The organism is Syntrophales bacterium, assembly GCA_023229765.1.
Taxonomy (GTDB): Bacteria; Desulfobacterota; Syntrophia; order Syntrophales; family UBA5619; genus DYTH01.
Genome location: JALNYO010000017.1, coordinates 54165 through 79352, shown reverse-complemented (window position 1 = coordinate 79352; position 25188 = coordinate 54165). Strand labels below are relative to the sequence as shown.

The following is a 25188-nucleotide window of genomic DNA, read 5'->3' as shown; positions in this document are numbered from 1 at the left end:
TTTCCATATACGGGCTTACCATGGACAAACTGGGCGCGAGCGGTGCGGAAAGGATAATCGCGTTAAACAGTGACGATTATCTCTGCATCTTTGAACAGACTACGAAACCTCTGTCCAAGGTCTTGGTCTTTGGCGGCAGTGAGGAATTTGTCTGGAAGAGCGAGGAACCCTTCGGGGGAAGCAGTACCCTAATCGAACCGATGAATAAAGCGCAGTCGGGGGAAACGGACAACAAAACCTATTTCATTAATTCGAGAATACTTACCTACGACACCAACAAAGACGGTAAAAGGGAGATCATTATCCCCAAAAACATCTCTTCTTCGTCGCGGATGTTTCAGAATCTGAAGTTGTTTACGAGCGCCGAGGTGTATAACCTGGAATGGGACGGGATGGGCATCGTTGCAAACTGGAAAACCAAGAAGATCAGCGGTTATATCGCCGACTACCAGTTTAAGGACATTGATAATGACGGGGAAAACGACATCGTTCTTGCCCTCGTTCTGTCCACGGGCGGGTCGATAAAGGCGCGCAGCGTCATCGTTTCTTATTCCTTGCAGGGCGAATAAACAACGAGGGGTTGACATTTGGCGGGAACTATTGTAGAAGCGCCCACCTTGAAGGCATGTAAAAAAAGGGATCGCGGCGCAAGGCAAAGACTATCATCGTCGCGGGCTCTGTCATAATCTGGCGGTGTAGCTCAGCCGGTTAGAGCATACGGCTCATATCCGTAGTGTCCGGGGTTCAATTCCCTGCACCGCCACCATTAAATACAAAGGCCCGGTCCCTGATCGGGCTTTTGTATTTTTACCACGAGAGATCATCATGGACAGCTTGCTGCTGGGCGAACCTTTTTCCCCATCCTTTTTTTTCCGAAACACCCACATCCAGACAACTTTCGGGAGTCTGCACGTCAGGGCGTCCGGGAAAAACGAGATGCTGGACGCTGCTGAAGAAAATATTGTCGGCGCAGGCGACGGCGTTCGTCTGCTGGGATATCACTCCAAGCAAAAAAGCAGAAAACCGGCAGGGATGATTATTATTATCCACGGCTGGGAGGGGAGTTCCGATTCCACCTATATGCTTTCCACCGGCCGCTTTTTCTACCGGCTCGGCTATGAGGTATTTCGTCTCAATTTACGGGATCACGGCAACAGTCATGGCCTGAACGAAGGGCTCTTTCACGGCGCGCTGACCGAAGAAGCGGCCAGCGCGGTAAGGACTATCGCCGGCCGGCAACCGACTCTTCCCTGCTACCTGATAGGCTTTTCCCTCGGGGGCAACTTTGCGCTGAGAATCGCGCTGAAACAGTCCCTTGCTCCCATTGCCAACCTGAAAATGGTGTTTTCCATCAGTCCGGCCATCGATCCCTACAAGGCAACGCTCGCAATCGATGAGGGGCCGGCGGTTTATCGCCGCTATTTTATGGCGAAATGGAAGCGCTCTTTACGGCAAAAGCAACAATGCTTCCCCGATCTTTACAACTTCGACTCGATAATGCACCACAAAAAGTTAATGCCGCTGACGGAAGCCATTATGGCATGGTATCCCCAATTCAATAATTACCGGGAATATTTCAATATTTACACGCTGACTGGCAATGTTCTGGCCTCGCTGGCGATGCCTGCCTTCATTATCATGGCTCAGGATGATCCTGCCGTCCCCGTGGAAGACTTCTATCAACTGCCCGCGAACCCGCTTCTGCATGTCTCGATTCAGCGTTTCGGCGGCCATTGCGGTTTTATTGATCCTTTTCCATTCGGATGCTGGTATGAACGCCAGATCGCCCAACTGATTGCGCACGTGGAGAGTAAATAATGCAATCGCATGAAATTCCGGATATTTTCACAAAAAGGGAACTTTTTATACAGCGGGTGAGGGAAAGAATCTGGGCGCATCCTTCTGATTACAATGATGCCTGGATGAACCTGAAATTACTGGCCAATAAAAACGACCGCCGCCTTGCCGCCGGGGTTTTGATGCCGCTGATTTTTCGCAAATCTTCGTTGGGCAAAGCTGGGACAGCCGGTTCGTTCGTCATCCTGCTGATAAAACGCTCTTCCACCGTAGCCCAGGCCGGTGATCTGAGCTTTCCCGGCGGAATGCTTAATCCCATCGGCGATCGAATTCTGAAATATATCTTTCTTTATCGCCTGCTGCCAGCGTTGAGGCAAAATGCCTCCAGTGCAACTGACGGAAAAAAGTCCAAATCATCCCGTCTAATTACCCTTTTTATGACAACCGCCCTTCGCGAAGCATGGGAGGAAACAGGTCTTTCGCCTTTTCACACCGCGTTGATCGGCCCCCTTCCCACCTATGATCTCTCCCTTTTTAAACGGACCATCTTCCCCATTGCCGGTTTTGTAAAAAATCATGGCTTGCTTTGCCCCAACAGCGAGGTGGAAAAGATCGTGGAGATACCCCTCGCCTCGTTCTATAATCCCGATGCGATAGGCTCTCTTAAAATAGAGACACCCGGGCAAAATACACCGCCAATCGACTACCCTTGTCTAATTCATTACGGAAATGACGGAAAAGAGGAAATCCTCTGGGGGGCGACCTTCAACATCACAGTAGATTTTCTCAGCATAGTAATGGATTACCGCCTTCCCGAAACTAGAAAAGGCCCCGTAATCTCCAGAACACTCTCATCCGGTTATCTGGCGGCCGGCTCTCCGGCATAATCATCGGCGGCCTCATCACTATGCGTAAAATAATCAAGAAACAACACTGCCAACTTGCTGCAATCTTTTCTTGACAGATAGAGACGCGCCGCTTAGTATGCCTGCGCGCTGTAAGCAATGAGGCAGCGACTGCGAAAACATTATCTGGCAAACCGGATCCGATAACAGGTTTTAAAGCGCCCATGAATTCCCTCGATGACTGGAAAAAATTGTATCCCGAAAAATTTGCGGACGCAGCGCTTGTTTTCAGCAACATTCACCGGGGGGATCATATCTTTGTAGTATCAGGCTGCGGAGAACCGCAATTCCTCGTCCAGGCAATGGTAAACTATGTTGATTCCCACCCCAAGGCATTTTTTGATACAGAGATCATTCATGTTTATTCCTTCGGCGTCGCCCCTTACACCGATTTGAAATTCAAAAGCAATTTCCGCCTCAACTCCTTTTTCATCGGCAACAATATCCGCGGGCCGGTAAATGAGGGGATGGCCGATTACACGCCCGTTTCTTTGTCCAACGTTCCGGAGCTTATCAGAAGCGGCGCCGTCAAGATTGATGCAGCCCTGATCCAGACATCGCCCCCTGATGAGCATGGATATATGAGTCTGGGGGTAAGCGTCGATATGGTAAAGGCGGCAATTGACCATGCGTCGCTGATCATTGCGCAGGTAAATTCCGCCATGCCGCGCGTGCATGGAGACGGATTCATCCATATCAGGGATGTTCGGTTTATCATTGAGAAACAGGAAGCGTTACTTGAACTTCCCGATGTAACTGTCGATGATACCATGCAAAAAATCGGCGAGTACGTCGCGGGACTTGTCCAGGACGGCGACACCATCCAGGTCGGTTATGGCGGCCTGCCGAACGCCGTTTTGTCTAAACTAGCACATAAACAGCATCTCGGAGTGCATACCGAACTGCTCAGTGACGGGATTGCCTCGCTCATCCAAGCCGGGGTTGTCGATAACTCCCGCAAAACGATCAATCCCGGGAAAACCGTAGCGACCTTTGCGATGGGTAAAAAGGCAACCTATCAATTTCTTCATGACAACCCTTCCATTCTCTTTAGAACAATCGACTACACAAATAACCCGCTCATCATCGCGCAACAGGACAATATGGTTGCCATCAACAGCGCCCTGGAAATCGATCTGACCGGCCAGTCCACGGCCGAATCGATTGGCGGTTCTTTTTACAGCGGCATCGGCGGCCATCAGGATTTCATGCGGGGCGCCCTGCTTGCGAAAGGCGGCAGAACCATTCTGACGATGAAAGCAACCGCCCGGGAGGATAGCGTCTCCCGCATAGTCCCGTCGCTCCGGGAAGCCGCCGGGGTAACGCTGAACCGCGGCGATGTCCGCTATGTCGTGACCGAATACGGCATTGCCTATCTGCACGGAAAAAACATCCGGGAACGGGCGATGTCGCTGATCGCAATCGCCCACCCCAAATTCCGCCCCTGGCTCGTCGAGGAGGCGAAAAAGAGAGGGCTGATCTACGCCGATCAGGCCTTCATCCCCGGAGAAAAGGGCGAATATCCGGAACACCTGGAAACATACCGCACGACAAAAACAGGGATGCAGCTCTTCCTGCGGCCGGTAAAGATCAGCGACGAGCCCCTGCTGAAGGATTTTTTCTATTCCCTATCTGAAAACAGCATGAACCGCCGCTTCATCTCGTCGCGAATAGATATGCCGCATGAACGCCTTCAAGAATTCGTCGTTATCGATTATTCCACGGAGATCGTAATCCTGGCCGTCACGGGAACTGCGGAAAGGGAAATGATCATAGGCATTGGACAATACTTGATTAATCCTGGTTCCCATACCGCTGAGGCCGCCTTTGCCGTCCGCGACGATTTTCAGAATCGGGGCATTGCCCAGGAGTTGCTTGCCTGTCTGACGAACATCGCCCGCAAAGAAGGTCTGCTGGGTTTTACCGCAGAGGTGCTTCCCGAGAACAAAGCGATGCTGCATGTCTTTGAGAAAGGCGGATTCGACATAACCATGCGAAGGGATGATTGCGTGTACGAATTGAAGATGCGGTTCTTATAAACCCCCATGCCCGTGGGGCGCAACGAAGCATGAAAATCCCCCCTTACCCCCCTTTGGTAAAGGGGGGATGGGGGGATTTTCATGCAAAATCAAGAGGTGAAAATGAATCCAGCGGTTTTTCGCGAGTACGATGTCCGAGGTGTTGTCGCAGTCGATCTTGACGAGGAGTTCGTCTATCTGCTGGGAAGGGCGATCGGTGCTTACGCAGTCCGACAAGGGGTAAAAAGGATGGCTCTGGGACGGGATTGTCGTCTTAGCTCCGAAAGCTACCTGTCTCAAGTGGGGAAAGGGATCATGTCCGCAGGAATCGCTGTTATCGATATCGGCCTGTGTGCAACCCCGATCCTCTATTTTGCCATCCGTCATCTCCGGACGGAAGGCGGCGTCATGGTCACCGGAAGCCATAACCCTCCTGATTTCAATGGTTTCAAAATATGTATAGGCCCCGATACGATCTATGGCGAGCAGATTCAGGAATTGAGGAAGATCATGGAAGCGGGGGCCTACGTAAACGGCGCTGGTCAATATAATCGTCAGGACATTGCCGAAGCTTATGAGAACTACCTGTTCGAGCATGTAACAATCAAGCCCGGGCAAAAAATCGTTCTCGATGCCGGAAACGGGGTAGGCGGGATATTCGCCCTGCCTCTGTTAAAGAGATATGGTTGCCAGGTTGCCGATTTATACTGCGATCCGAACGGCTGCTTTCCCAACCACTTCCCCGATCCGACCGTTCCGGAAAATCTTCAGGAACTGGTCCGCCGCGTCCTCGTGGAAAAAGCCGACCTCGGCATTGCCTATGACGGTGATGCTGACCGGATCGGCGTGGTCACGGATCAGGGAAAAGTGCTGTGGGGGGATGAGCTGTTGCTGCTTTTCGCCCGCTTTATCCTGAAAGACAATCCCGGCGCCGCAATCATCGGCGAGGTTAAATGTTCGCAAAGACTCTACGACGACATTACCAATCATGGCGGGCGCGCCATCATGTGGAAGGCCGGCCACTCGCTGATCAAGGGTAAGATGAAAGAGGAAAAGGCCCTCCTTGCCGGCGAGATGAGCGGCCATATCTTTTTCGCGGATCGCTATTTCGGGTTTGACGACGCCATTTACGCATCATTGCGCCTTCTGGAGATTCTTTCGCAAACAGATCAGAAGCTATCCGCACTTTTATCCGATGTCCCAGAGAGTTTTTCAACCCCCGAAATTAGAATAGACTGCCCCGACCGCCGGAAATTCGGAATTGTTGAGTCAATTCGCGATTATTACAAAGAGGGCCATGACATAGTCGCCATCGACGGGGTGCGGGTCAATTTCGGCGACGGCTGGGGGCTCATCAGGGCCTCCAACACACAGCCGGTGCTTGTTCTGCGCTTCGAGGCACAGACGCAGCCGCGGCTCGAAGCAATTCGTAAAGAGATGGAGTCTGTCCTGGAAAAGGCGCTAAATCAAGACGAAACTTTTTAACCCTGAGGCTGGACATGCAGGAAATCTTGCTGCTTATCGTTATCGCTTTGGCGCTGTTTTATATTCCCCGGCTGAGGGCAGGCAAAACAGCTACTCGCGAGGCCGCCAAACCCTCCGTACTTACCGGCTGGATGCGTCTGGCGATACTGGTTACCATTTTATGGCTTGCGGGTCTTGCGGCATTTATAGAGCCTTGGGATAAGAACTTATTGTTATATCTATACGCCGGGATTGCCCCCGCCTTCATTTTCTGGGGGGGAGTCTGGGTATTTTTCGGATATAAAAAATATCGATGTTGACCTGTTACAGGAGGTTTATTTGGAAACGAATGTTTTTGACCGGCACCTGTGGAAGCGTTTTTGGGAGATTGCCAAAATGTACTGGCTTTCCGCCGAAAAATGGCGCGCAACGGGCGTACTTACGCTTTTGCTTTTGCTGCTTTTTTTCTTTACAGCTTTAAATGTGACGTTGAATTTTGTCGGCAGGGATTTCATGACCGCCCTTTCGGAAAAAAATATTTCGGCGTTCAATAAAAATCTGCTTTTGTATCTTGGCATCTTTATCATCGCTACCCCGGTCAGCGTCTTTTACTCGTTTACCCGACGAATCTTGAGTGTCAACTGGCGGCTTTGGCTCACCCGCCATTTTCTGGATAAGTACTTCCGGAACAGGGCCTATTATCACATCAAGGACAACCGGGAAATCGACAATCCCGACCAGCGCATCTCTCAGGACATCTCAGCGTTTACCGCGACAAGTCTTGAATTTCTATCAATTATCTTTTTTTCCATTGTTCAGTTGATCTCGTTTATCGGCATTCTATGGGGCATTTCCATCAAGCTTGTCCTTATCCTTTTGGGCTATGCCGCCATCGGCACGACGGTCACCTTTTTTTTCGGCAAGAAACTGGTCAATCTTAATTTCATGCAGCTTCGCAAAGAGGCAGACCTGCGGTATGGACTCGTGCACGTGCGCGACAACGCCGAATCAATCGCGTTTTACCGCGGGGAAGAACGGGAGCAGAATCAAGTCAAGGATCGTCTGCTCATCGCAATAAAAAACCTCCGTTTTCTGATCGGCTGGCAGCGAAACCTGGAATTTTTCACGAAGGGTTACGAGTACATAATTCTGGTGCTGCCCGTTGTTGTGATGGCGCCTTTGTACTTTGCCGGACAAATAAAATTCGGCGTCGTAACCCAGGCGGAAAGCGCCTTTGTCCAGGTTCTTGGCGCCCTTTCCATCATCGTCTCGCAGTTCGAACAGCTAACCGGTTTTGTCGCCGGTATCACCCGTCTGGAAACATTTTCCACGGCCATTGATGACAGCGGATCGACAAAAAGAGTCGAGGATGCTCCCCACATTGCTGCGAAAGAAGAATCCCATCTGGAACTGCGGCGCGTTACCTTAAAAACCCCCGACGATAAAAAAACCCTCATCCGCGATCTTTCCGTGCGGGCCAGCTCAGGAAAGGGTTTGCTGATCACGGGAGTCAGCGGCGTCGGCAAAAGTTCGCTCCTGCGGGCAATAGCCGGCCTCTGGGAAACAGGCGAAGGGATGATCGAACGGCCGCCTTTTGACCAGATGCTGTTTTTGCCTCAACGTCCCTATATGGTTATCGGTTCGCTTCGGGAACAGCTTCTCTATCCCCACACGGAAAAAACAGTTGACGACGCAACGCTGAACGGCGCTTTGGAAAGGGTAAACCTTAAGGATCTACCGGAGCGGGTCGGCGGGCTCGACGCGGAACTCGACTGGGGACAACTGCTGTCGCTGGGGGAACAGCAGCGCTTGGCCTTTGCCCGGCTTTTGCTGACCGAACCCCGCTATGCGCTCCTCGATGAAGCCACAAGCGCCCTCGACGAGGCCAATGAAGCAAATCTTTATCATGAACTGCAAAAAAGCGGGGCCACTTACATAAGCGTCGGCCATCGTTCCAGCCTTCTGGCGTTTCACGAACAGGTTCTGCAACTGCGGGGAAACGGCGAGTGGCTATTCGACAGCAGGGATATCCTGAATAATCCCCAAGGCGCGGCAATTCCCCCTCTGCTTCCGGCAACATGAACCGCTGGAGGGACGCACTCCGTCGCGTCCGCAGGTTCCAAAAGTTCTGCGCTGTAAGACCCAGATATTGTTAGTATAAATTCTATTTTCATATAAGCCCCCATGCCCGTGGGGCACAACGAAGCATGAAAATCCCCCCTTACCCTCCTTTGGCAAAGGGGGGATGGGGGGATTTTTATACAAACATGCCGCTATAAATTTACCTGTTATGCACGCATTTTCCACGGTATGGGAGCGCCGATACCATTATTTTTTCTCAATAATTTCCCCTCGTGCGCTGATAATGACTTGACGAAATGGCACGACTGTTCCCGCCGCTGCCATGCCCTTCTTGACGATTCCGGGCAGACCCTGGCAGCAGGGAACCTCCATGGTCAGCACGGTAACGCTTTTGATGCCAGCCGTTTTAAATATTTCCGCGAATTTACGGACGTAGGCCTCCGCATCGTCGAATTTCGGGCACCCCAACATGACGGCTTTCCCCTGGAGAAAGTCACTGTGGAAATTGGGATAGGCAACGGGGGTGCAGTCCGCCGCCACCAGCAGATCGGCCCCTTTCAAAAAGGGGGCGGTGGGAGGAACTAGCGATATCTGCACCGGCCAGTGAGTAAGCGCTGAGGCGGAGCTTGCCTGCAAACGGGGTTCGTTCGCCTCCGCGCAGGACGTTGCCAGCGGGAAGCTCTGAATCTGGGAGGAGGGACAGCCGCAGGCCATCGTGAGCGACTCTCCGCTGGCGGGGAGTTTCTTCCCTTCCAGATGCTCCACTACCGCCGTTTCATCAAAATCCTCCGCTTCACGCTCGACGATTGTGAGCGCACCCTGGGGACATTCCCCAAGGCAGGCGCCCAGGCCATCGCAATATTTTTCCGCGGAAAGGCGGGCCTTGCCGTCCACTATGGTGATCGCCCCTTCCGCGCAGGAGGGCACGCACTGACCGCAGCCATTGCATTTTTCTTCATCGATCTGGATGATTTTCCTCTTTATCTTCATGTATGTCTCCTCTTAATGTTAGTGTTGCGATGCCTTGCCGGTATCCTTCAACAGCATCTCTTTGGCCAGTTTGCGACCGCTTGCCGTCAAAAATGCTGCCTCGATAATCGGAATAAGTTTTTCTTCACCGATTTTTTCCGCCTGTTTATTTTCTTCCAGATTCACAATGAGATCTGCATCATAGACTGCCTTGAAGTTAACCGTTTCTTCCGGGCGGGGATGGTGGTGATGGCCGACGATGTCGCACACCTCCTCGGTAATCTCCTCCCCTGCCCCCAGTCTAACCAGGATCTCCCGGGCGATGGGCGGCCCTTCCTCCTCCTGATAGTGTGCGGCGGTGCTGTTGTATTTCCGCTCGGCCTCGTGAATGCCGATATCGTGGAGATAGGCGGCGCAGAGGATCACCATCAGATCACCCTTCTCCTCCCGGCCGATCTGCTCCGCATAGCGCGCCACCCTGGTGGCATGCCCAATCCGCTTAAAGTCCTGTTTGAAGTAGCGTTTCATCTCCAGGGCCGCTCTATCCTTGAGCAGCTCCTTGCGCTGTGACAGCAGTTCCGGCGGCAGTTGGCCGAGGCACTGTTGGGCGTGCGGGCAGTAGGCGGCGCAGCCGAAGTCCATTTTGGGATTTACCATCGTCTGCCCGCAGTTTTTGCATTTGCGGGTGGATTCATCCTTGAAGAATTCTATCGGATGGCCGCAGTGGGTACAGGGAAACTCGAAGATGGCCCCCGGTTTCCAGTAGCGCGTATCTTGTCCCGGACATTGCATGGTTATACCTCCATAAATAATTTTCCCCAAAACTTGATTGCACTATACATGAAAAAAATCCATAAGCCTTGACTTAAGTCAAAAGGGAATGTTAATTTGCATTAGAATGGAACTGGGAAAAACATGGAAATCATAAACCAGATTGCCGCTGTCCCTTTGTTTGAAGGCCTGCCCGTTGAGCAACTTCAGGCTCTGGCACGGATAATGGTAGCAAAATTAATCAAACGGGGCCAGGTGATTTTTTCCGAGGGCGACGAGGCTGAGGGTTTCTACGTAATCGTTTCGGGCCGGGTAAAAATATTTAAACTCTCCCCCGACGGCAAAGAGCAGATTCTCCACATAAGCTCCGTTGGCGAACCCTTCGGGGAGGTCCCTGTTTTTGCCGGCGAGCGTTTCCCCGCGTATGCAGAGGCCATGGAAGACAGCCGTACCTTCTTTTTTCCCCGCCCCGCCTTTGTGAATCTGATCAAAAAAAATCCGGCGCTGGCCCTCAATATGATGGCCTTATTGGCCCGCCGCCTGCGCCTCTTTACCGGCATGATCGAAAGTCTTTCCCTCCGGGAGGTGCCGGGGAGGCTGGCCGCGCATTTTCTCTTTTTGAGCGACCAAAAAGAGGGCGCCAACGAGTTGACGCTTGATATCTCCAAAAACCAGCTTGCCAGCCTGCTGGGAACGATTCCCGAAACCCTTTCACGGATTCTTGCCCGCATGAGCAACGAAGGGCTGATTGCAATCCGGGAAGCGCGTCAAATCCAAATTCTGAACCGCGCCGGGCTGAAAAAACTGGCAGAAGGAGAAAAACGGCTGTCCTGAAAAAAAGTCTGCGCATCCTCCCCCCTGGCGGCTGTCCACAACACAAATCTTCCCGCTTTACGGCATGAAATCAAATATACCTTGACAAGCAAAAAGAGCCCCCATATATTCCGAGCGTCAAACAGCAAAGCCTGATCAATCTAAGGATTGGATTGCATTGATTTAGACATGCCTGCAAGAAGCTGTAAAACTTGCGTGTTTGCCAATGTGCCGATTGATTGCAAATTGAGCGATAACATATAAGGAGTGTTGTTATGGGAGATAGAATTATTTACCTGGATCATGCTGCAACCACCTATGTAAAGCCGGAAGTATTTGACGCCATGAAACCATATTTTTGCGAGTATTTTGGCAATGCGTCTTCAATATACAGTTTAGGCCGTGTGGCCAAAGACGCCATCGAAGCGACCCGAGAGAAAGTGGCCCGGGCCATCGGCGCGCAGGCAAGAGAAATATATTTTACAGGCTCGGGCAGTGAGGCCGATAACTGGGCGCTCAAGGGGATTGCTGCCGCCCAAAAGAAAAAAGGCAAGCACATTATCACTTCCGCAATCGAACACGCGGCGATCTTGAATTCATGCAAGTATTTGGAAGAAGAGGGTTTCGAGGTAACATATCTGCCTGTTGACCGTGATGGGCTGGTGTCCCTGGAGCAGGTTAAAAATGCAATTAAAGATACTACCATTCTTATCAGCATAATGTTCGCCAATAATGAGATTGGCACTATAGAACCAATATCGGAGATCGGCGCTCTGGCAAGAGAAAATGGCATTTTATTCCACACCGATGCCGTTCAGGCAGTCGGCAATATCCCTATTGATGTCGAGAAGATGAATATCGACCTGTTGTCGTTGTCCGCTCATAAGTTCTACGGGCCTAAAGGAACAGGGGTTCTCTATATTCGCAAAGGCGTCCGGATTTCCTCCTTTATCCATGGCGGACACCAGGAAAGAGGGAAAAGGGCCAGCACAGAAAATATTCCCGGCATTGTTGGTTTAGGAAAAGCAATTGAATTGGCGACAGAAAATGTTGCTGAATATAATAAAAAACTGGTTAACCTGAGGGAAAAGACAATCGCAGGACTTTTTGCCAAAGTGCCGCATATCAGACTTAATGGACACAGAAGCAGCAGATTGCCCGGCAATGTAAATATTTCTTTTCAGTACATTGAGGGAGAGTCACTGCTGCTGATGCTGGATATGAAGGGTGTATGCGGGTCAAGCGGCTCTGCCTGCGCCTCCGGTTCATTAGACCCCTCACATGTGCTTTTGGCTATCGGCCTTCCCCATGAAATAGCCCATGGTTCCCTGAGGTTGACCTTTGGAGAAGAAAACACCGAGGAAGATGTCGATTATTTACTGGCGGAGATCCCTAAAATTGTCGCCAGGCTGAGAGAAATGTCTCCCCTGTATGAGGAAGTCAAAGACAAAGAAAGCGCGCAAAAACTTTAAAAAACAGAGTAAAACGAGGTAAATAAAATGTACAGTGCAAAGGTCATGGATCATTTTACAAATCCAAGAAATGTCGGAGAAATTGCAGATGCGAGCGGCATAGGCCAGGTGGGTAATCCCAAATGCGGCGATATAATGAAAATGTATCTGAAGATCGAGAATAACATTATCGTTGATGCCAAATTCAAGACCTTTGGCTGCGGGGCCGCTGTCGCTACAAGCAGTATGGCGACCGAGCTGGTAAAGGGCAAGACCGTTGATGAAGCCATGAAAATAACAAATATAGCTGTCGCTGAGGCGCTGGACGGTCTGCCGCCGGTAAAGATGCACTGCTCAAACCTCGCGCAGGAAGCGATTGCGGCGGCGCTTGAGGATTATCGAAGAAAGAGCGGCTTTCCGCCTAATGAAAGCATTGACTGTAAAGGGTGCTGCAATAAGTGCAACCAGACTCATGGGAGTGCTGAAATCTTTGACGACTAAGGTATCTTAAAGCGTTTTGGCGGGAATTGATTTGCTTACAGGGAGGCATGATTATGAGCGGTGACTTGAAGCAGGCAATTGGCAAGTTTTTGGAGACACAAGTTGAAGTCTGGGGTGTTGCTTCAGTAGAAAGGTTTGCCGATGCCCCGGAGGCGCACCATCCGGCGCGCATCTGCCGAAATGCAGCAACGGTTATTGTCTTCGGCATCGCCATGCCGCAGGGCATACTGAGTTCGCCTGATTATCATCTTTATGCACTGCACCGCTGCTATCACAGCACCTATAAACGTCTTGATGACATATCCCTGGCCCTTTGCAATTATATCGAAGCCCAGGGCAAATTCCTCGCCGTTCCCGTTCCGAGCTATGCCCCGCTGGTCTTTCATAAGCTTGAACCCTGGGGCATGCTGTCTTTGAAACATGCCGCGGTAAATGCCGGCCTGGGGAGCTTTGGCCGCAGCGGCCAGACTTATCATCCGCAATACGGTTCGCGCCTGCGGTTCGGCGCCGTCGTCACCGATGCAGAAATAGAAGCCGATCCGATGCTTGCGCCCGATCCCTGCCCGCCCAACTGCACGTCTTGCGCCAAGGCTTGTCCCGCCAAAGCTTTTGACGAAAACGGCCGGTTTCACAAAATGACCTGCCTTGGTTACGCGATCAAGCATGCCATTTATCCCCTGGCCTTGCAAACCAGGGAAGGATTGGAAAAAATTGAACGGGTTATCAACACAGCCGGCGACAACTACTGGATTGCCTGCGATGAATGCATCAAGGTTTGTCCTTTAAACAGCGGACATAACGGGTAACCGCAACCTCTTTTACCTCATCCATCTTTGGGGGCTACTTGCTGAAGATAAAACAGTTTCGTTACAGCGCCGATAACCTCGGCTATCTGATTTACGGAGACGCACAAGCCATGGCCGTTGACGGCGGGACGGCAGACGCAATCATTGCATTCGTCGCTCAACACGGTCTTTCTCTGCAGTATGTCGTAAATACCCACAATCATCAGGATCATACGTGCGGCAATGTCGCCCTGCTGAACGGATCGCAGGCGCGTCTTTTGACCGGCGATGACCTTCGAGGCGAGAATATTGAACTTGATCGTCAGAAGATCCGGATCATCCCTACGCCGGGACATACCAATGATTCTCGTTGTTTTTACACTGGCAGCGCCCTGATTTCCGGCGACACCCTCTTTAACGGAACTATCGGCAACTGTTTTTCCGGCGATCTGAAGGGATTCTACAACTCAATCCTGACGCTGAAAGAGCTTCCTGAAGCGACGGTCGTTTACGCCGGCCACGATTATGTCCGCGATTCCATTGCCTTCGCCAAATACCTCGAACCGGAAAACCAGGCATGCGACGACTTCCTGCGGCGTTACGATCCGGAACATGTCTTTTCCACACTGGCCGATGAGAAAAAAATAAATCCCTATTTCCGTTTCAACGAACCGGATATTATTGCTCTTTTGGCGAAGCGGAATCTTCCCCGGGAAACACAGTGGGAACGCTGGCAATCGCTCATGAGCATCGAATAAAGGAGAACTCGCAATGAAATTTCGCTTTGCGCACAACAATTTCAACGTCCTTGATCTGGAGAAAAGCGTCAATTTTTATAAGGAGGCACTGAATCTGACCGAGGTCCGCAGAAAGGCGCCCGCCGACGGCAGCTTCATCCTCGTTTTTTTGGGCGACGGCGAGACCGGACACCAACTGGAGCTCACCTGGCTTCGAGACCGGAAGGAACCGTATAACCTCGGCGACAACGAGTTTCACCTGGCGCTGATCGTGGACGACTTTGCCGCGGCCCATGCCCGCCATGAACAGATGGGCTGCATCTGTCATGAAAACCCCCATATGGGAATCTACTTTATCCATGATCCAGACGATTACTGGATCGAAATTCTTCCTCAGCGGTAAGAGCGGATAATTGGGGGAGTTGCTTTAAAAATCAATAATGAGGTGAATTTTTAATATGGAGCATAGTCTGACTCAGGAAAGAATTGATTTTCTTACCGCTGATTTCTGCAGGGGATTTATCAAATACTGCGGCTTGAAGGCGTTGAGGGCGGAACAAGGGTTCTTCGAATCAGAGGTGTCGATCAGCGACAACCACCGAACGCAGGATAATTTTATCCATGCGGGGCTGATGGCTACCATGGCTGATCATACCGCCGGATATTCCGCTTTCACGACAGTTGCCGAAAACTTCAGAATCCTGACGATCGAGTTCAAGATCAATTTGCTGAAACCTGCATTTGGAAATGTTCTTCGCTGCCGTTCGCAGGTAATCAGCCAAGGGAAAAGAATCATCGTTTCCGAATCTGAGGTTTACGACGTCCGGAACAGCGGTGAGAAATTGGTTGCTAAAGCCGTGGTCACGCTGATGGCAGTTCCGGCGGAACGATTGCAGCAGAATTGACAAGTGTGCATTACTTCGGAGAAAAGGATATAACTCAAGCCGTCCGAAAAGAAATTCAACAAAAATAGCAGGTGAGCCGGTAAATTGGCTATAAACCCTTATGCCCGTGGGGCACAACGAAGCATGAAAATCCCCCCTTGCCCCCCTTTGGCAAAGGGGGGATGGGGGGATTTTCATGCAAACTGAGATGGAAGAGAAAAAGGTTATCTTTGGTCAAGGAAATATCCGTCTTGAGGGTCTCTATGACAATTCGTCGGGTGGAGCTATTGGCGCGGTGATCTCACACCCTCATTCTTTGATGGGGGGTGACATGGGCAATTCCATTGTGAAGACACTGGCTGAAACCCTTTTTGCTGCTGGTATTTCAACACTTCGTTTCAATTTCCGGGGAGTAGGAAAAAGCTCAGGATCCTTTGACGATGGGAGGGGAGAGCAGGATGATGTCCTGGCTGCTATCTCTTTTATGGAGGAACAGGGGATTATAGAGATACTGCCGGCCGGTTATTCATTCGGGGCATGGGTGAATGCCGGCATTCTCGGCAGAAGAAACTTGCTTCCGGCGCTTTTTGTTTCACCGCCGATCAATCTCTTTGATTTTGACTTTCAGACATTGCGGGGAAAAGTGGGGCTTGTTGTCTGCGGGGATCAGGATCAGTACTGTTCGGTAGAGAGGATAAAAGGTGTTGCGGCTGAGCTTGCCTGCCGCTTGGAGATCATCCCCGGTACAGATCATTTCTTCCAGTCGCGAGAAGCAGAGCTTGCCGCATGCATCAAAGACTTTGCAATGCAAACAGGAAAGTAACGAAGGGTCTGCGACAAAAATGTGGGTATCATATACTTGCAGAAACTTATCCCCCCTTTGGAAAAGGGGTGCAGGGGGAATTCATAATAAAAGCAAGGGGATATTTATTTTCCATCAAATCTCCCCTAACCCCTCTTTGCTAAAGAGGGGTGAAAAACTGCTCTACCCATAAATTTGTCGCACACCCAGTAATGAATCATTCATAAAAGTATTTTCCCCAATCACAGTCTTTGAAACGATATCTTCATAGAGAAAATTACCTCGGAGCTATTCTCGGTCGATGGAATGATCGAAAACAGGATCAATGGGTATTGGAGAAATTTACGCTGAAAATAGCAAAACCGCACAAAAGAAGAAGGGGCTGCTAAGTAACTCCGTAGCCCCTTGATTTTTATGGCGGTACTGGGATTGAATAGGCTATATATCGTATTGTAATAACTATTGAGTACAGTCTTTCGGATATGAATTTTAGCCTTGAATGACAGGTGTGTGTTTCCTCCTTAAATTTTCCACTTGGTCCTCCTCCTTTTTGCTCCCAAGTGTAACTTAACACACTGTCCAAATTTTGGGGTCCATCATACTTAGCGGACGAATAATGCCTTGTAGCCTTCCATGTACAGATAAAACCACTTGGAGCCGGGGGTATCCTCCGCGCTTCCCCAAAACAGCATGAAAAAGACCGTTATTCCCCAGAACACGAGCCCCGCGACGGGGCCGCTCGTCGCGATTCGGGTCGCTTCTCCTCTTTGCTTGTCCCGCCATCGCCAGAACATTTCGCAGAGGCTGAGAAATCCGACCGGGGCAAGGAGAACCCCGAGCGTCAGGGGGGCGAAGGCGTAATAGAAAGATTCTCCCGGGGAAAAGAAGGCGCTTACCCGCCAGATTTCCTTTAAGACAAAGGCGCCCGGGACGATGTAGGCCCAGAAAACCCTTTCTTTCAAAGAGGCGCCGCGAATATACATGACGCTGTACACAAAAATGCTGCTGCAAGTTATGCTTATCCCCAAAAGCGGGTAGAGAACGGCCGCCGCGGCCCGATACCCGCCGCCGTTTCCAAACCACTCCAGATGGCTGGTCAGGCCGTTGAGCAAAACCCAGACGCCCAAAGCGACGCCCACCGGGCAGAGGACTCTGCGGCCGAAAGGCTCTCTTTTCTTTTTCGCGACGATCTCAGCCATGGGATTTCCTCCGCAGATACTGCTTCATCAGGTCTTGCATTTCCGGTAAAGCGCCTTTCCCTTCCGGCGTGGCAATGAGATTGTGCATGGTGCGGGGATCATTCCGGATATCGAACAACTCCTCGCCTTTGTCCCCCTCGTATTCAACGTAGAGAAAACGGTCGGTTCTCACCGCATCCCAGGAGGGGACGTTGTAGGGGAAGTCCTTGAAGTACTCCAGGTGGACGGAAGAGCGATGCGGGCTGTTCTTTTCATCCGTTAAAATGGGGGCCAGGCTGATCCCCTGCACGTTTGGGGGAACCTTGAGCCCCGCCAGTTCCAGGAGCGTCGGCGCCATATCGATGCTGAGCGCCATCTCTGTGGAAGTACGGCCCGGATTTTTTATTTTCTCCGGATAACGCACGAGCAGCGGAATACGGGTCGCCTCTTCGTAGGGGAACCGCTTGTCGATCAGCTCTTTTTCTCCCCAGAAATAGCCGTTGTCGCTGGTATAGACCACGACGGTGTTGTCGGCGATGCCGAGGCTGTCCAGTTCGGCCAGCACCCGGCCGATCTGCTGGTCCATGGCCGTAATGACCCGGTGGTAGTCAAGATATTTTTCAACCACTCTGCCCAGCACCCCGTAATAGGGGCTTCCCTCCTTTACCTGAATCCAGGCGTGGTATTCGGGGGGAAGCGTGCGGCCGGCATCGGCGTCATCATAGAGATCCTGCAACGCGGGGGGCGGAACAAAAGGCTGATGCGGCGCCTTGTGGGCGAGGTAAACGCAGAAGGGGCCATCCTTGTTCTCCCGGATGAAGTCCAGTGCCAGATTGGTCAAATCCTCCGTCAGATATTTCCCTTTTCGTTGCGTGAGGTGACCGTCGATGAACAAAGGACAGTCGTTGTAGAGTCCCTGCCCTCCGGAAGCGGTGAAGGTGACGAAGCGATCGACGGCTTTCCCCAGAAGGTCAGGCAGTCTGCCGGGCATGTGCCATTTGCCGAAGAAAGCGTTTTTATACCCTGAATTCTTGAGAAGCTCCAGAAAGGTCACATTCCTGTCATTCCACGGCGTATAGTTGTTCTTTACCCCGTGGCGGTGGGCGTATTGGCCGGTCAGAAAGCAGCCCCGCGAAGGGCTGCATAATGGTATCGCCGCAAAGTCGTTGGTGAATTTTACCCCCTCTTTCGCTATGCGATCGAGATTGGGGGTTTTGACAAACGGATGGCCCATGTTGCCCATGGTATCGGCACGATGGTCGTCCGACAGTATGAAGACAATATTCGGCCTCTGTGGCGCTTTCGGCCTTTTTTCTTCCCCCCGTTTCCCCCACGCAAGGGAGGCCAGGCCAAAATCGGTTGCGCATGCCGCCAGGGAGCCGCCGATGATCTTGAGTGTCTGGCGCCGGGAAACCCTGTGATCAGGAGATTTTATTTCTTCCATAGATATTCCTCCGCTATCATTCAACTTGAACGGTTTCAAGGGTCTTTGCCGCTGTGGCTTTGACCCGCGAGGTGGGGGCAGGGTTTGCTGATCATCCCGTTGTGCCGCATCTCACGGTGTCACGATGGGGAAGGTTCCCCCCGGTTTCTTAAACAGGGAGAAGAAACGCACCAGATCGATCTTGCTCCCCGTTACCCGGATTCCGTCTCCCAGCAGGTCCTTGATTTCCCCTTTGCCGACCACCAGCTTGAGGAACATGCCTTTCGTGAGGGTTAAGGTCGCGTCGGCGTTTCCGGCTGGCGCCCCTTTTCTGTGATGCAGGACGGCATTTTCGAGCCAGAGGAGGTAGGATTCACCAAGATCGGAAAATACGATATTGATTTTAAAGTCCTTCCCCTCTGCCGCCGGGCCGTCGAGAGTTGCCGCCATGGCGATCAGAAAATTTTCTATTGGCATTTGGGCCATCAATTCCATGCTTTTGACGGGTTCAGGAGACGGGCCGCTTTTCCCGGAACGTAGTTCCTGCGCCCCCGTCAGGTACAAATTGCGATCGAGTGGACACTCCGCGCCATAGCCAAGCTGGTCGTAGGTCCGGGCCAGCAGTTCCCGGGGGGGCTTCCAGTCCGGCTGGGCGAAGACGACGTGGTTCAGAAGTTCCGCGACCCATTGATACTCGCCGCGGGTGAAGGCTTCCTGCGCCGCCTTCAGCACCTGCTCGCCACCGCCCATCAGCTCCACATAACGTCTGGAAGCGTCCTGCCGCGGCAGTGGGTCCAGGTGGGCCGGGTTCCCGTCAAACCAGCCCAGGTAGTGCTGGTAAACCGCCCGGGCGTTGCGCCGGGCCGTTCCGTAATAGCCGCGGACGGCAAAAAATGTCTCGAGGGATGCCGGCAGCTTTATTGCGTCGGCAATCTCGTCCGGCCTCATCCCGGCGTTGATCATCCGCACCGTCTGGTCGTGGATGTATTTATAGGTGTCGCGATGCTTTTTCATAAACTCGACCACGCGGCCATTGCCCCACACCGGCCAGTTGTGGAGAGCGAAATAGACCTCCGCATCCCCGAACCGCTGCAGGCTTTCGTCAATGTAGCCAGCCCAGAGCAGCGTGTCGCGCACCTTGGCGCCCCGCAGCGTCAAAATCTGATGCAATGTTTGATTCAGAATCTCGGCGCCGCAAAATGCCTTGAAATCGGGGAGATAAAACGCCATTTCGGCCGGCGCCTCCGATTGGGGGATGTTCTGGAAGACGAAGCGGATGCCGTCGATGGTCATCTCCTGGGGGGTATGATCAACGATGACGGTGGGCTGCAAGATGCCAAATTCGCCTAAGCCAATGGCGTTGCCGATGCCGCAATCAACGAGCCCCTTGGCCGAGGCCGGCAACTGAGTCCCGAATTGCCACATGGCGCGCCGCCCCATGGCCTTCCCAACCAGCACATTTTCACTCGTTGCCTCCTCCATGAAGCCTGCGGGCGCCACGATCGGAATCCGGCGGCGTTTTACCTCTTCGTCCGAAATGACGCCGAGGAGCCCGCCGAAATGGTCCATGTGGCTGTGGCTGATAAGGAGGGCCGAGACGGGCCTGTTGCCGAGATGCTTGCGGGCAAAGGCCATGGCCGCTTCCGCCGTTTCCCGGCAGGAGAGGCCGTCCTGAACGATCCACCCCGTTTTCCCTTCAATAATGGTGATATTGGCAAGATCGAAGCCGCGCAACTGGTAGATGCCGTCCATAACCTTGAAGAGGCCGATCGTCTTGTTGAGCTTCGCGTGACGCCAGAGGCTGGGATTGACCGTGGGCGGCGCATCGCCCTCAACAAACCGGAAGCGATCGAAGTCCCAGATAACCGAGCCGTCCTTCGCCAGCACCTTGCCATTCGGGGCGGCAATCAGACCGCGCTTCGCGTCTTCAAAGTCCTGCTGATCCGCAAGATTCAAGGACTTTGCCAGATTCGCGTTGGCGTCCATGCTTGCCCTGGTCGCGCTGCCGGACGAAAAATCACCACCGGAGCTGCCCGCCCCATTGAGGTACTTAAACAGGCGGGTTCCGGCCAGAACCATAACCGGTACAGCCAGCAGGAGGTATAACGTCTTACGTTTCGGGTGTTTCTCCTCTTCGGGGGGTTCCCCTCCCCCATTGAAGACCTTGAGACAGACAGCCACGCCCAGAACCAACGCCGCCACCGCCAGCAGGAGACATAATGTTGTCATATGCTGCAAGTTTTTTCCTCCTCTATATTTTACTGCGCGCCGGGGAATTTCTAATTGGCCCAGTAAACATATTCTCCCTTTCCGTTTTCCGGAAGCCCCAGGGGCGCGTCGATGTCAATGCGCCCTTCGATCAGGCTCGGCCACAGAGGCTTGACCTGCTCGCCGTTGATTATGGCGAGTTCAGCCTGGAGGGCGGCCACCCGTGCCGGCTCGGAATTGGCCAGGTTTTTCTGCTCAGTCGGGTCATGCGCCAGGTCGAAGAGCCAGATTTTTTTCTGCGTGTCATCGATCTGCAGCTTCCAGTCACCCGCCAAAATAACGCGATAGTTGCCCGAACGGAAGAAGAGGCTTTTGTGCGGGAAACCTTTTTTGCCGCCGGCAGCATAGGGCATGAGGTCAACGCCGTCAAGTACCCGGTCGGTGGGCAAGGCGGCGCCGGCCGCAATCGCCGCCGTCGCGAACACGTCAACATGGCCAACCGGATTCGGGAAAACGGCGCCAGCCGGAATCCTCCCCGGCCACTTCATGAAAAACGGCACACGGAGACCTCCCTCAAAAAATGTACACTTAAAGCCGCGATACGGTTTGTTGATATCAGGAAGGCCGATGTAATTTGCCCCGCCATTGTCGCTTGTGAACATCACGATGGTGTTTTCGTTTAATCCCTGCGCCTTTAATGCCGCCAGCACCCTGCCAACTCCCCGGTCGAGGGATTTGATCATCGCGGCATAGACCCGCAAACGATGATCCTTGATATCCGCAAGCGCGTCATAGTCGGCTTTCAGGGCCTGGAGTGGCGTATGCGGGGTGTTGTAGGCGAGGTACAGGAAAAACGGACGCTCCCGGTTTGCGGCAATGACCTTGACCGCCTCATTCGACAGATAGTCCGTCATGTATTCGGGGGGGGTGAAACGCCTCGAGCCGTTATGGGTAATAGCGAAGGGAAGATTGGCCCATAGAAAATGGTCGATCGGATCAAAATCCTGCACTGAATTGACCACATTCGGATCGTCCTTCGGCAGGTAGAGGCCCGCGCCATGCTCCATGCTCAGCGTTTCGTCGAAGCCGCGCGCCCCGGGTCGGGATGCAACTGTCTCGCCCAGATGCCATTTGCCGAGGTGGATTGTGCGATAGCCGCTTTTGCTGAGCATCTGGCCAATCATCACCTCGGCAGCAGGAATCTCCATTGCCCGAAAAGGCGGGGTTTTCTCTTCGAGATCGGCATGATAAATAGCCTGGCCGACAGGCATCTCCTTTGCGATAATCTTGCTTAATTCCATGGGCGCCGGCGTGAACTCAAAACCGAAGCGCGTGGCGTAGCGCCCGGTCATCAGCGCGGCGCGGGAGGGGGCGCAAGTGGCGTTGCCCGCGTAGCAGCGGCTGAAGGCAACGCCGTCTCTCGCGATTGAATCGATCGCAAGCGTCGCCACTCTGCCACCCGCCACCCCGCCGCCCCAGAAGGTCACATCGTTGAATCCCAGATCGTCGGCCACGATCAGCACGATGTTGGGCGGGCGGTTGTCGGCGGTAAACTGCGAAGGTCGCGGCCCACTTGTCCATGCTACTTTCATCGTCGACTGGATCGGATCCCTGATGCGGGCGAGGAGCCCCGGCAGATAGAACCAGTATCGGTTCCACAGCGCCCATCCCGCACCGGCGATTACCGCCAGACCGATAATCAGCCAGATCAGTTTCCTGTTTTCTACCTTCATGAACACTCCTTTCCAAGGGAAGGATGCAGCCGGGCATTATGGTCTCATTGAGTTGAGCGCAGCCTGATCGCGAGCGGTCCGCGGAGCGCATCCATGATATATGATGCCGACAGTTTTGCCTCTAAAAGCTGTTTCATAAGCTTCATCATGTTGTCGATATGCTGAAAGTATTTTTTGTAGCCCGCGCAGAGGTAGTTCAATCCCGGTTCGTTCGCCGGTGTTTTCAAAAAACGGTGTTTCGGACACTCCCCCCGACAGGCAAACAGAAACTTGCAATCACGACAGAGGGTCGGCAGCGCCGTCTCCTTTTGACTGCCAAGGGCCCGCTGCTGCGGCGAATCAACCATCTCTCGCGGATTGCTGGAAAGGATATTCCCCAGCCGGTAGCGGGGGTACACGTAGTGATCGCAGGCGTAAAGGTCGCCGTTATGTTCCATGACTGCCGAGCGTCCGCAGTGCCGCGAAAACTGGCACACTGTTGCCCTCCCGCCCATCCAGCTCATGAGCGCCCACTCAAAATTCATGATAAAAATCTTGCCGACATCGTTTCTCACCCACTCATCAAAGATGCCGATGAGAAAATCTCCGTAACGTTCCGGCTCTACCGTCCAGGGGGTGACATCAGCCGGATTTTCCGCCCCCAGATCCGGGGGCGGGGCCAGACGCAAACCCAGGGCGCGGGCGGCATCATCGGGCAGCCGCTCCACGATTGGAATAAACTGGATAAACTCGACGCCCTGCTTTTTGAAAAAGTGATAGACATCCAGGGGTCGACAAGCGCTCTCACGGGTAACACCGGCCATCACGTTGTATTCAACCCCGTGGCTCCGTAGGAGTTCCAGACCCTTCATGACAGAGCTGAAGGAGCCCTTCCCCTTTTCATCAACTCGATATCTGTCATGAATATCCTCAGGGCCGTCAAGGCTCAACCCCACCAGAAAATGGTTTTCGGCAAGAAATTCGCACCACGCCTCATCCAGCAGGACGCCGTTCGTCTGCAGGGCGTTTGTAATCCGTTTGCCGCGGCTGTAACGCTTTTGCAGTTTCACCGCCTTCCGGAAAAAATCCAATCCCATCAGCATCGGCTCCCCGCCCTGCCACGCAAAGGGGATCTCCGGCATATCGGCGGCGTTAAAGCGGATATATTTTTCGACAAAGGCCTCGAGCACCCGCTCCGACATGCGGTAAGTTTCATTTTCGGCAAAAAGGGCCTTTTTCTCCTTGTAAAAACAGTACCCGCAGTTGAGATTGCAAAGCGGGCCAATGGGCTTTACCAGGATATGAAAACCCTGCAAAGGGCTTTGCGCGAGGGTGGCGCCTTTTGTATTGTCAGTTTTCGCCATTTGCGTTTTGATCCCCGCCGCGGATTAATTGTTTAAGGAGTGGCAAAAACAAGGCAGTCAGATTTTCTTTCACCCATTTTTTGTACTCGGGGCTGGAAGAGGCAACCCCGAGCACGCCGGCATGAAAGCTACCGGCGCCCAGGTAGTTTACAGCTTGTCAGCGAGGCTGTTTTATCGATTAAAAATAGAGGAATGTCAAGTAAATTTAACGGCTGTTAAATATATATTGACACAGGCCAGCGGATTGGGTAGGAGAAAAGACCATGAGCCGTCATATATCACCGCCGGCCCTGTCAGCGTCCGTTGTCGAGCGGCATGAAAAGCAATTTATTCCGAGGAGGATTACCGATGAAAATTTTGAGAACGCCCGAGGAACGATTCAAAAATCTCCTCAATTATCCTTTCGAATCCCACTATATCGAGGTTCCTGACACAGAGGGGGGGACACTGAGGATGCATTATCTGGATGAGGGGCCCCGGGATGCCAGGATTGTCCTTTTGATGCACGGGGAGCCCTCCTGGTCTTTTCTCTATCGAAAAATGATTCCCCTTTTTGTTGAAGCCGGCTACCGGGCGATTGCCCCCGACCTGGTCGGATTCGGCAGATCCGATAAGCCGGCCAGCCGCAATGATTATACGTATGAGCGCCATGTGAACTGGATGCTCTCGTTCCTGGAGAGTCTCCGGATAAACGGGATTACTCTCGTTTGCCAGGATTGGGGCGGGCTTATCGGCCTTCGTCTGGTTGCGGCTAACCCGGCTCTCTTCGCGCGGGTTGTCGCCGCCAATACCGGCATGCCCACCGGAGACAATCAGATATCGGCCGCCTTTCTGGAATGGCAGAAATTTTCGCTGGAAGTTCCGCAGTTCGACGTGGGCGGCATTATGAAAATGGCCAATATGGCGGCGGGACCGGACAACCCTCTGCCGCTTCTTGCCGACGAGGCTGTTGCCGCCTACAATGCCCCTTTTCCCGATGAATCGTACAAGGAAGGCGCCCGCATCTTCCCTTCGCTCGTTCCTACAAAACCGGATGATCCCTCGTCAGCGGCCAACCGCAAGGCATGGGAAGTCCTTTCCGCCTTTAAAAAGCCCTTCTTAACGGCATTCAGCGATGGCGATCCGATCACGCGCGGCGGCGAACGGGTTCTGCAAGAAAGGATTCCCGGGGCGCAGGGCCAGCCCCATACGACAATTAAAGGGGCAGGACACTTCCTTCAGGAGGACAAAGGAGAGGAATTTGCCCAAATTATTATCGCGTTCATCGCAAAAACGACGGCTTAGTTTTATTGATCTTTGCGGTCACAACTGTGAACAGTCATTC

General features: G+C 52.7%; 23 protein-coding genes and 1 tRNA gene. 17 read left to right on the top strand and 7 right to left on the bottom strand.

Going from position 1 to position 25188, the window contains the following annotated elements; translation table 11 throughout:
* The 8 genes from M0P74_10755 to M0P74_10720 all read left to right on the top strand — a co-directional run.
* Positions 1–569: hypothetical protein (locus M0P74_10755; GenBank protein ID MCK9364058.1), on the top strand; the 569-nt coding region annotated here is incomplete at its 5' end.
* A gap of 120 nt (positions 570–689) precedes the next feature.
* A tRNA-Met gene (locus tag M0P74_10750) sits at positions 690–766 on the top strand.
* A 59-nt stretch (positions 767–825) separates the two neighbouring features.
* Complete coding sequence (locus M0P74_10745; GenBank protein MCK9364057.1) at positions 826–1818, top strand: alpha/beta fold hydrolase; 993 nt, start codon at positions 826–828, stop codon at positions 1816–1818.
* The gene (locus M0P74_10740) at positions 1818–2684 is read left to right on the top strand and encodes a CoA pyrophosphatase (GenBank protein ID MCK9364056.1); all 867 of its coding nucleotides are present in this window, start codon (positions 1818–1820) and stop codon (positions 2682–2684) included. The genes M0P74_10745 and M0P74_10740 overlap by 1 nt, the downstream gene beginning before the upstream one ends.
* A 182-nt stretch (positions 2685–2866) precedes the next feature.
* Entirely contained in the window at positions 2867–4741 is a 1875-nt protein-coding gene (locus M0P74_10735) for a GNAT family N-acetyltransferase (protein ID MCK9364055.1), read from the top strand.
* 102 nt (positions 4742–4843) lie between these two features.
* Positions 4844–6205 (top strand): phosphomannomutase/phosphoglucomutase, encoded by a 1362-nt coding sequence (locus M0P74_10730; protein ID MCK9364054.1) that lies wholly within the window; start codon positions 4844–4846, stop codon positions 6203–6205.
* Between the two features lie 14 nt (positions 6206–6219).
* Complete coding sequence (locus M0P74_10725; protein ID MCK9364053.1) at positions 6220–6504, top strand: hypothetical protein; 285 nt, start codon at positions 6220–6222, stop codon at positions 6502–6504.
* Between the two features lie 19 nt (positions 6505–6523).
* Positions 6524–8266, top strand: a complete 1743-nt coding sequence (locus M0P74_10720) for an ABC transporter ATP-binding protein/permease (GenBank protein ID MCK9364052.1) — start codon at positions 6524–6526, stop codon at positions 8264–8266.
* A gap of 246 nt (positions 8267–8512) precedes the next feature.
* Here M0P74_10720 and M0P74_10715 read toward each other — a convergent pair whose 3' ends face one another.
* Together M0P74_10715 and M0P74_10710 are read right to left on the bottom strand one after the other, a co-directional pair.
* Positions 8513–9256 (bottom strand): 4Fe-4S binding protein, encoded by a 744-nt coding sequence (locus M0P74_10715; GenBank protein ID MCK9364051.1) that lies wholly within the window; start codon positions 9254–9256, stop codon positions 8513–8515.
* Between the two features lie 18 nt (positions 9257–9274).
* Positions 9275–10027 (bottom strand): HD domain-containing protein, encoded by a 753-nt coding sequence (locus M0P74_10710; GenBank protein ID MCK9364050.1) that lies wholly within the window; start codon positions 10025–10027, stop codon positions 9275–9277.
* Positions 10028–10150: 123 nt separating this feature from the next.
* Here M0P74_10710 and M0P74_10705 point away from each other — a divergent pair, with 123 nt between their 5' ends.
* From M0P74_10705 to M0P74_10670, 8 genes are all read left to right on the top strand, one after another.
* Positions 10151–10840 carry a Crp/Fnr family transcriptional regulator gene (locus M0P74_10705; protein MCK9364049.1) on the top strand — a complete coding sequence of 230 codons (690 nt, stop codon included), beginning with the start codon at positions 10151–10153 and terminating at the stop codon, positions 10838–10840.
* A gap of 254 nt (positions 10841–11094) precedes the next feature.
* Entirely contained in the window at positions 11095–12291 is a 1197-nt protein-coding gene (gene nifS, locus M0P74_10700) for a cysteine desulfurase NifS (GenBank protein MCK9364048.1), read from the top strand.
* 27 nt (positions 12292–12318) lie between these two features.
* Entirely contained in the window at positions 12319–12771 is a 453-nt protein-coding gene (gene nifU / locus M0P74_10695) for a Fe-S cluster assembly scaffold protein NifU (protein ID MCK9364047.1), read from the top strand.
* Between the two features lie 53 nt (positions 12772–12824).
* A complete protein-coding gene (locus tag M0P74_10690) occupies positions 12825–13577 on the top strand; it encodes a hypothetical protein (GenBank protein MCK9364046.1) in 753 nt (250 codons plus the stop codon).
* Positions 13578–13615: 38 nt separating this feature from the next.
* Positions 13616–14314, top strand: coding sequence for a hydroxyacylglutathione hydrolase (locus tag M0P74_10685; GenBank protein MCK9364045.1), 699 nt, complete (start codon positions 13616–13618; stop codon positions 14312–14314).
* A 13-nt stretch (positions 14315–14327) separates the two neighbouring features.
* Entirely contained in the window at positions 14328–14696 is a 369-nt protein-coding gene (locus M0P74_10680) for a VOC family protein (protein MCK9364044.1), read from the top strand.
* A 55-nt stretch (positions 14697–14751) separates the two neighbouring features.
* Positions 14752–15198: a PaaI family thioesterase gene (locus tag M0P74_10675; protein MCK9364043.1), complete on the top strand. Its 447-nt coding sequence runs from the start codon at positions 14752–14754 to the stop codon at positions 15196–15198.
* A 175-nt stretch (positions 15199–15373) separates the two neighbouring features.
* Entirely contained in the window at positions 15374–16000 is a 627-nt protein-coding gene (locus tag M0P74_10670) for a hypothetical protein (protein MCK9364042.1), read from the top strand.
* A 581-nt stretch (positions 16001–16581) separates the two neighbouring features.
* Here the strand turns inward: M0P74_10670 and M0P74_10665 are convergent.
* From M0P74_10665 to M0P74_10645, 5 genes are all read right to left on the bottom strand, one after another.
* Positions 16582–17178 carry a hypothetical protein gene (locus M0P74_10665; protein ID MCK9364041.1) on the bottom strand — a complete coding sequence of 199 codons (597 nt, stop codon included), beginning with the start codon at positions 17176–17178 and terminating at the stop codon, positions 16582–16584.
* Positions 17171–18601, bottom strand: a complete 1431-nt coding sequence (locus M0P74_10660) for a sulfatase-like hydrolase/transferase (GenBank protein MCK9364040.1) — start codon at positions 18599–18601, stop codon at positions 17171–17173. The genes M0P74_10665 and M0P74_10660 overlap by 8 nt, the downstream gene beginning before the upstream one ends.
* 111 nt (positions 18602–18712) lie before the next feature.
* The gene (locus M0P74_10655; GenBank protein ID MCK9364039.1) at positions 18713–20809 is read right to left on the bottom strand and encodes an MBL fold metallo-hydrolase; all 2097 of its coding nucleotides are present in this window, start codon (positions 20807–20809) and stop codon (positions 18713–18715) included.
* 50 nt (positions 20810–20859) lie between these two features.
* The gene (locus M0P74_10650; protein MCK9364038.1) at positions 20860–22521 is read right to left on the bottom strand and encodes a sulfatase-like hydrolase/transferase; all 1662 of its coding nucleotides are present in this window, start codon (positions 22519–22521) and stop codon (positions 20860–20862) included.
* A 44-nt stretch (positions 22522–22565) separates the two neighbouring features.
* Positions 22566–23864 carry an anaerobic sulfatase-maturation protein gene (locus tag M0P74_10645; protein MCK9364037.1) on the bottom strand — a complete coding sequence of 433 codons (1299 nt, stop codon included), beginning with the start codon at positions 23862–23864 and terminating at the stop codon, positions 22566–22568.
* A 348-nt stretch (positions 23865–24212) separates the two neighbouring features.
* Between M0P74_10645 and M0P74_10640 the strand changes: the two genes are divergently transcribed.
* Positions 24213–25148 carry a haloalkane dehalogenase gene (locus M0P74_10640; protein MCK9364036.1) on the top strand — a complete coding sequence of 312 codons (936 nt, stop codon included), beginning with the start codon at positions 24213–24215 and terminating at the stop codon, positions 25146–25148.
* Positions 25149–25188 lie beyond the last annotated feature (40 nt).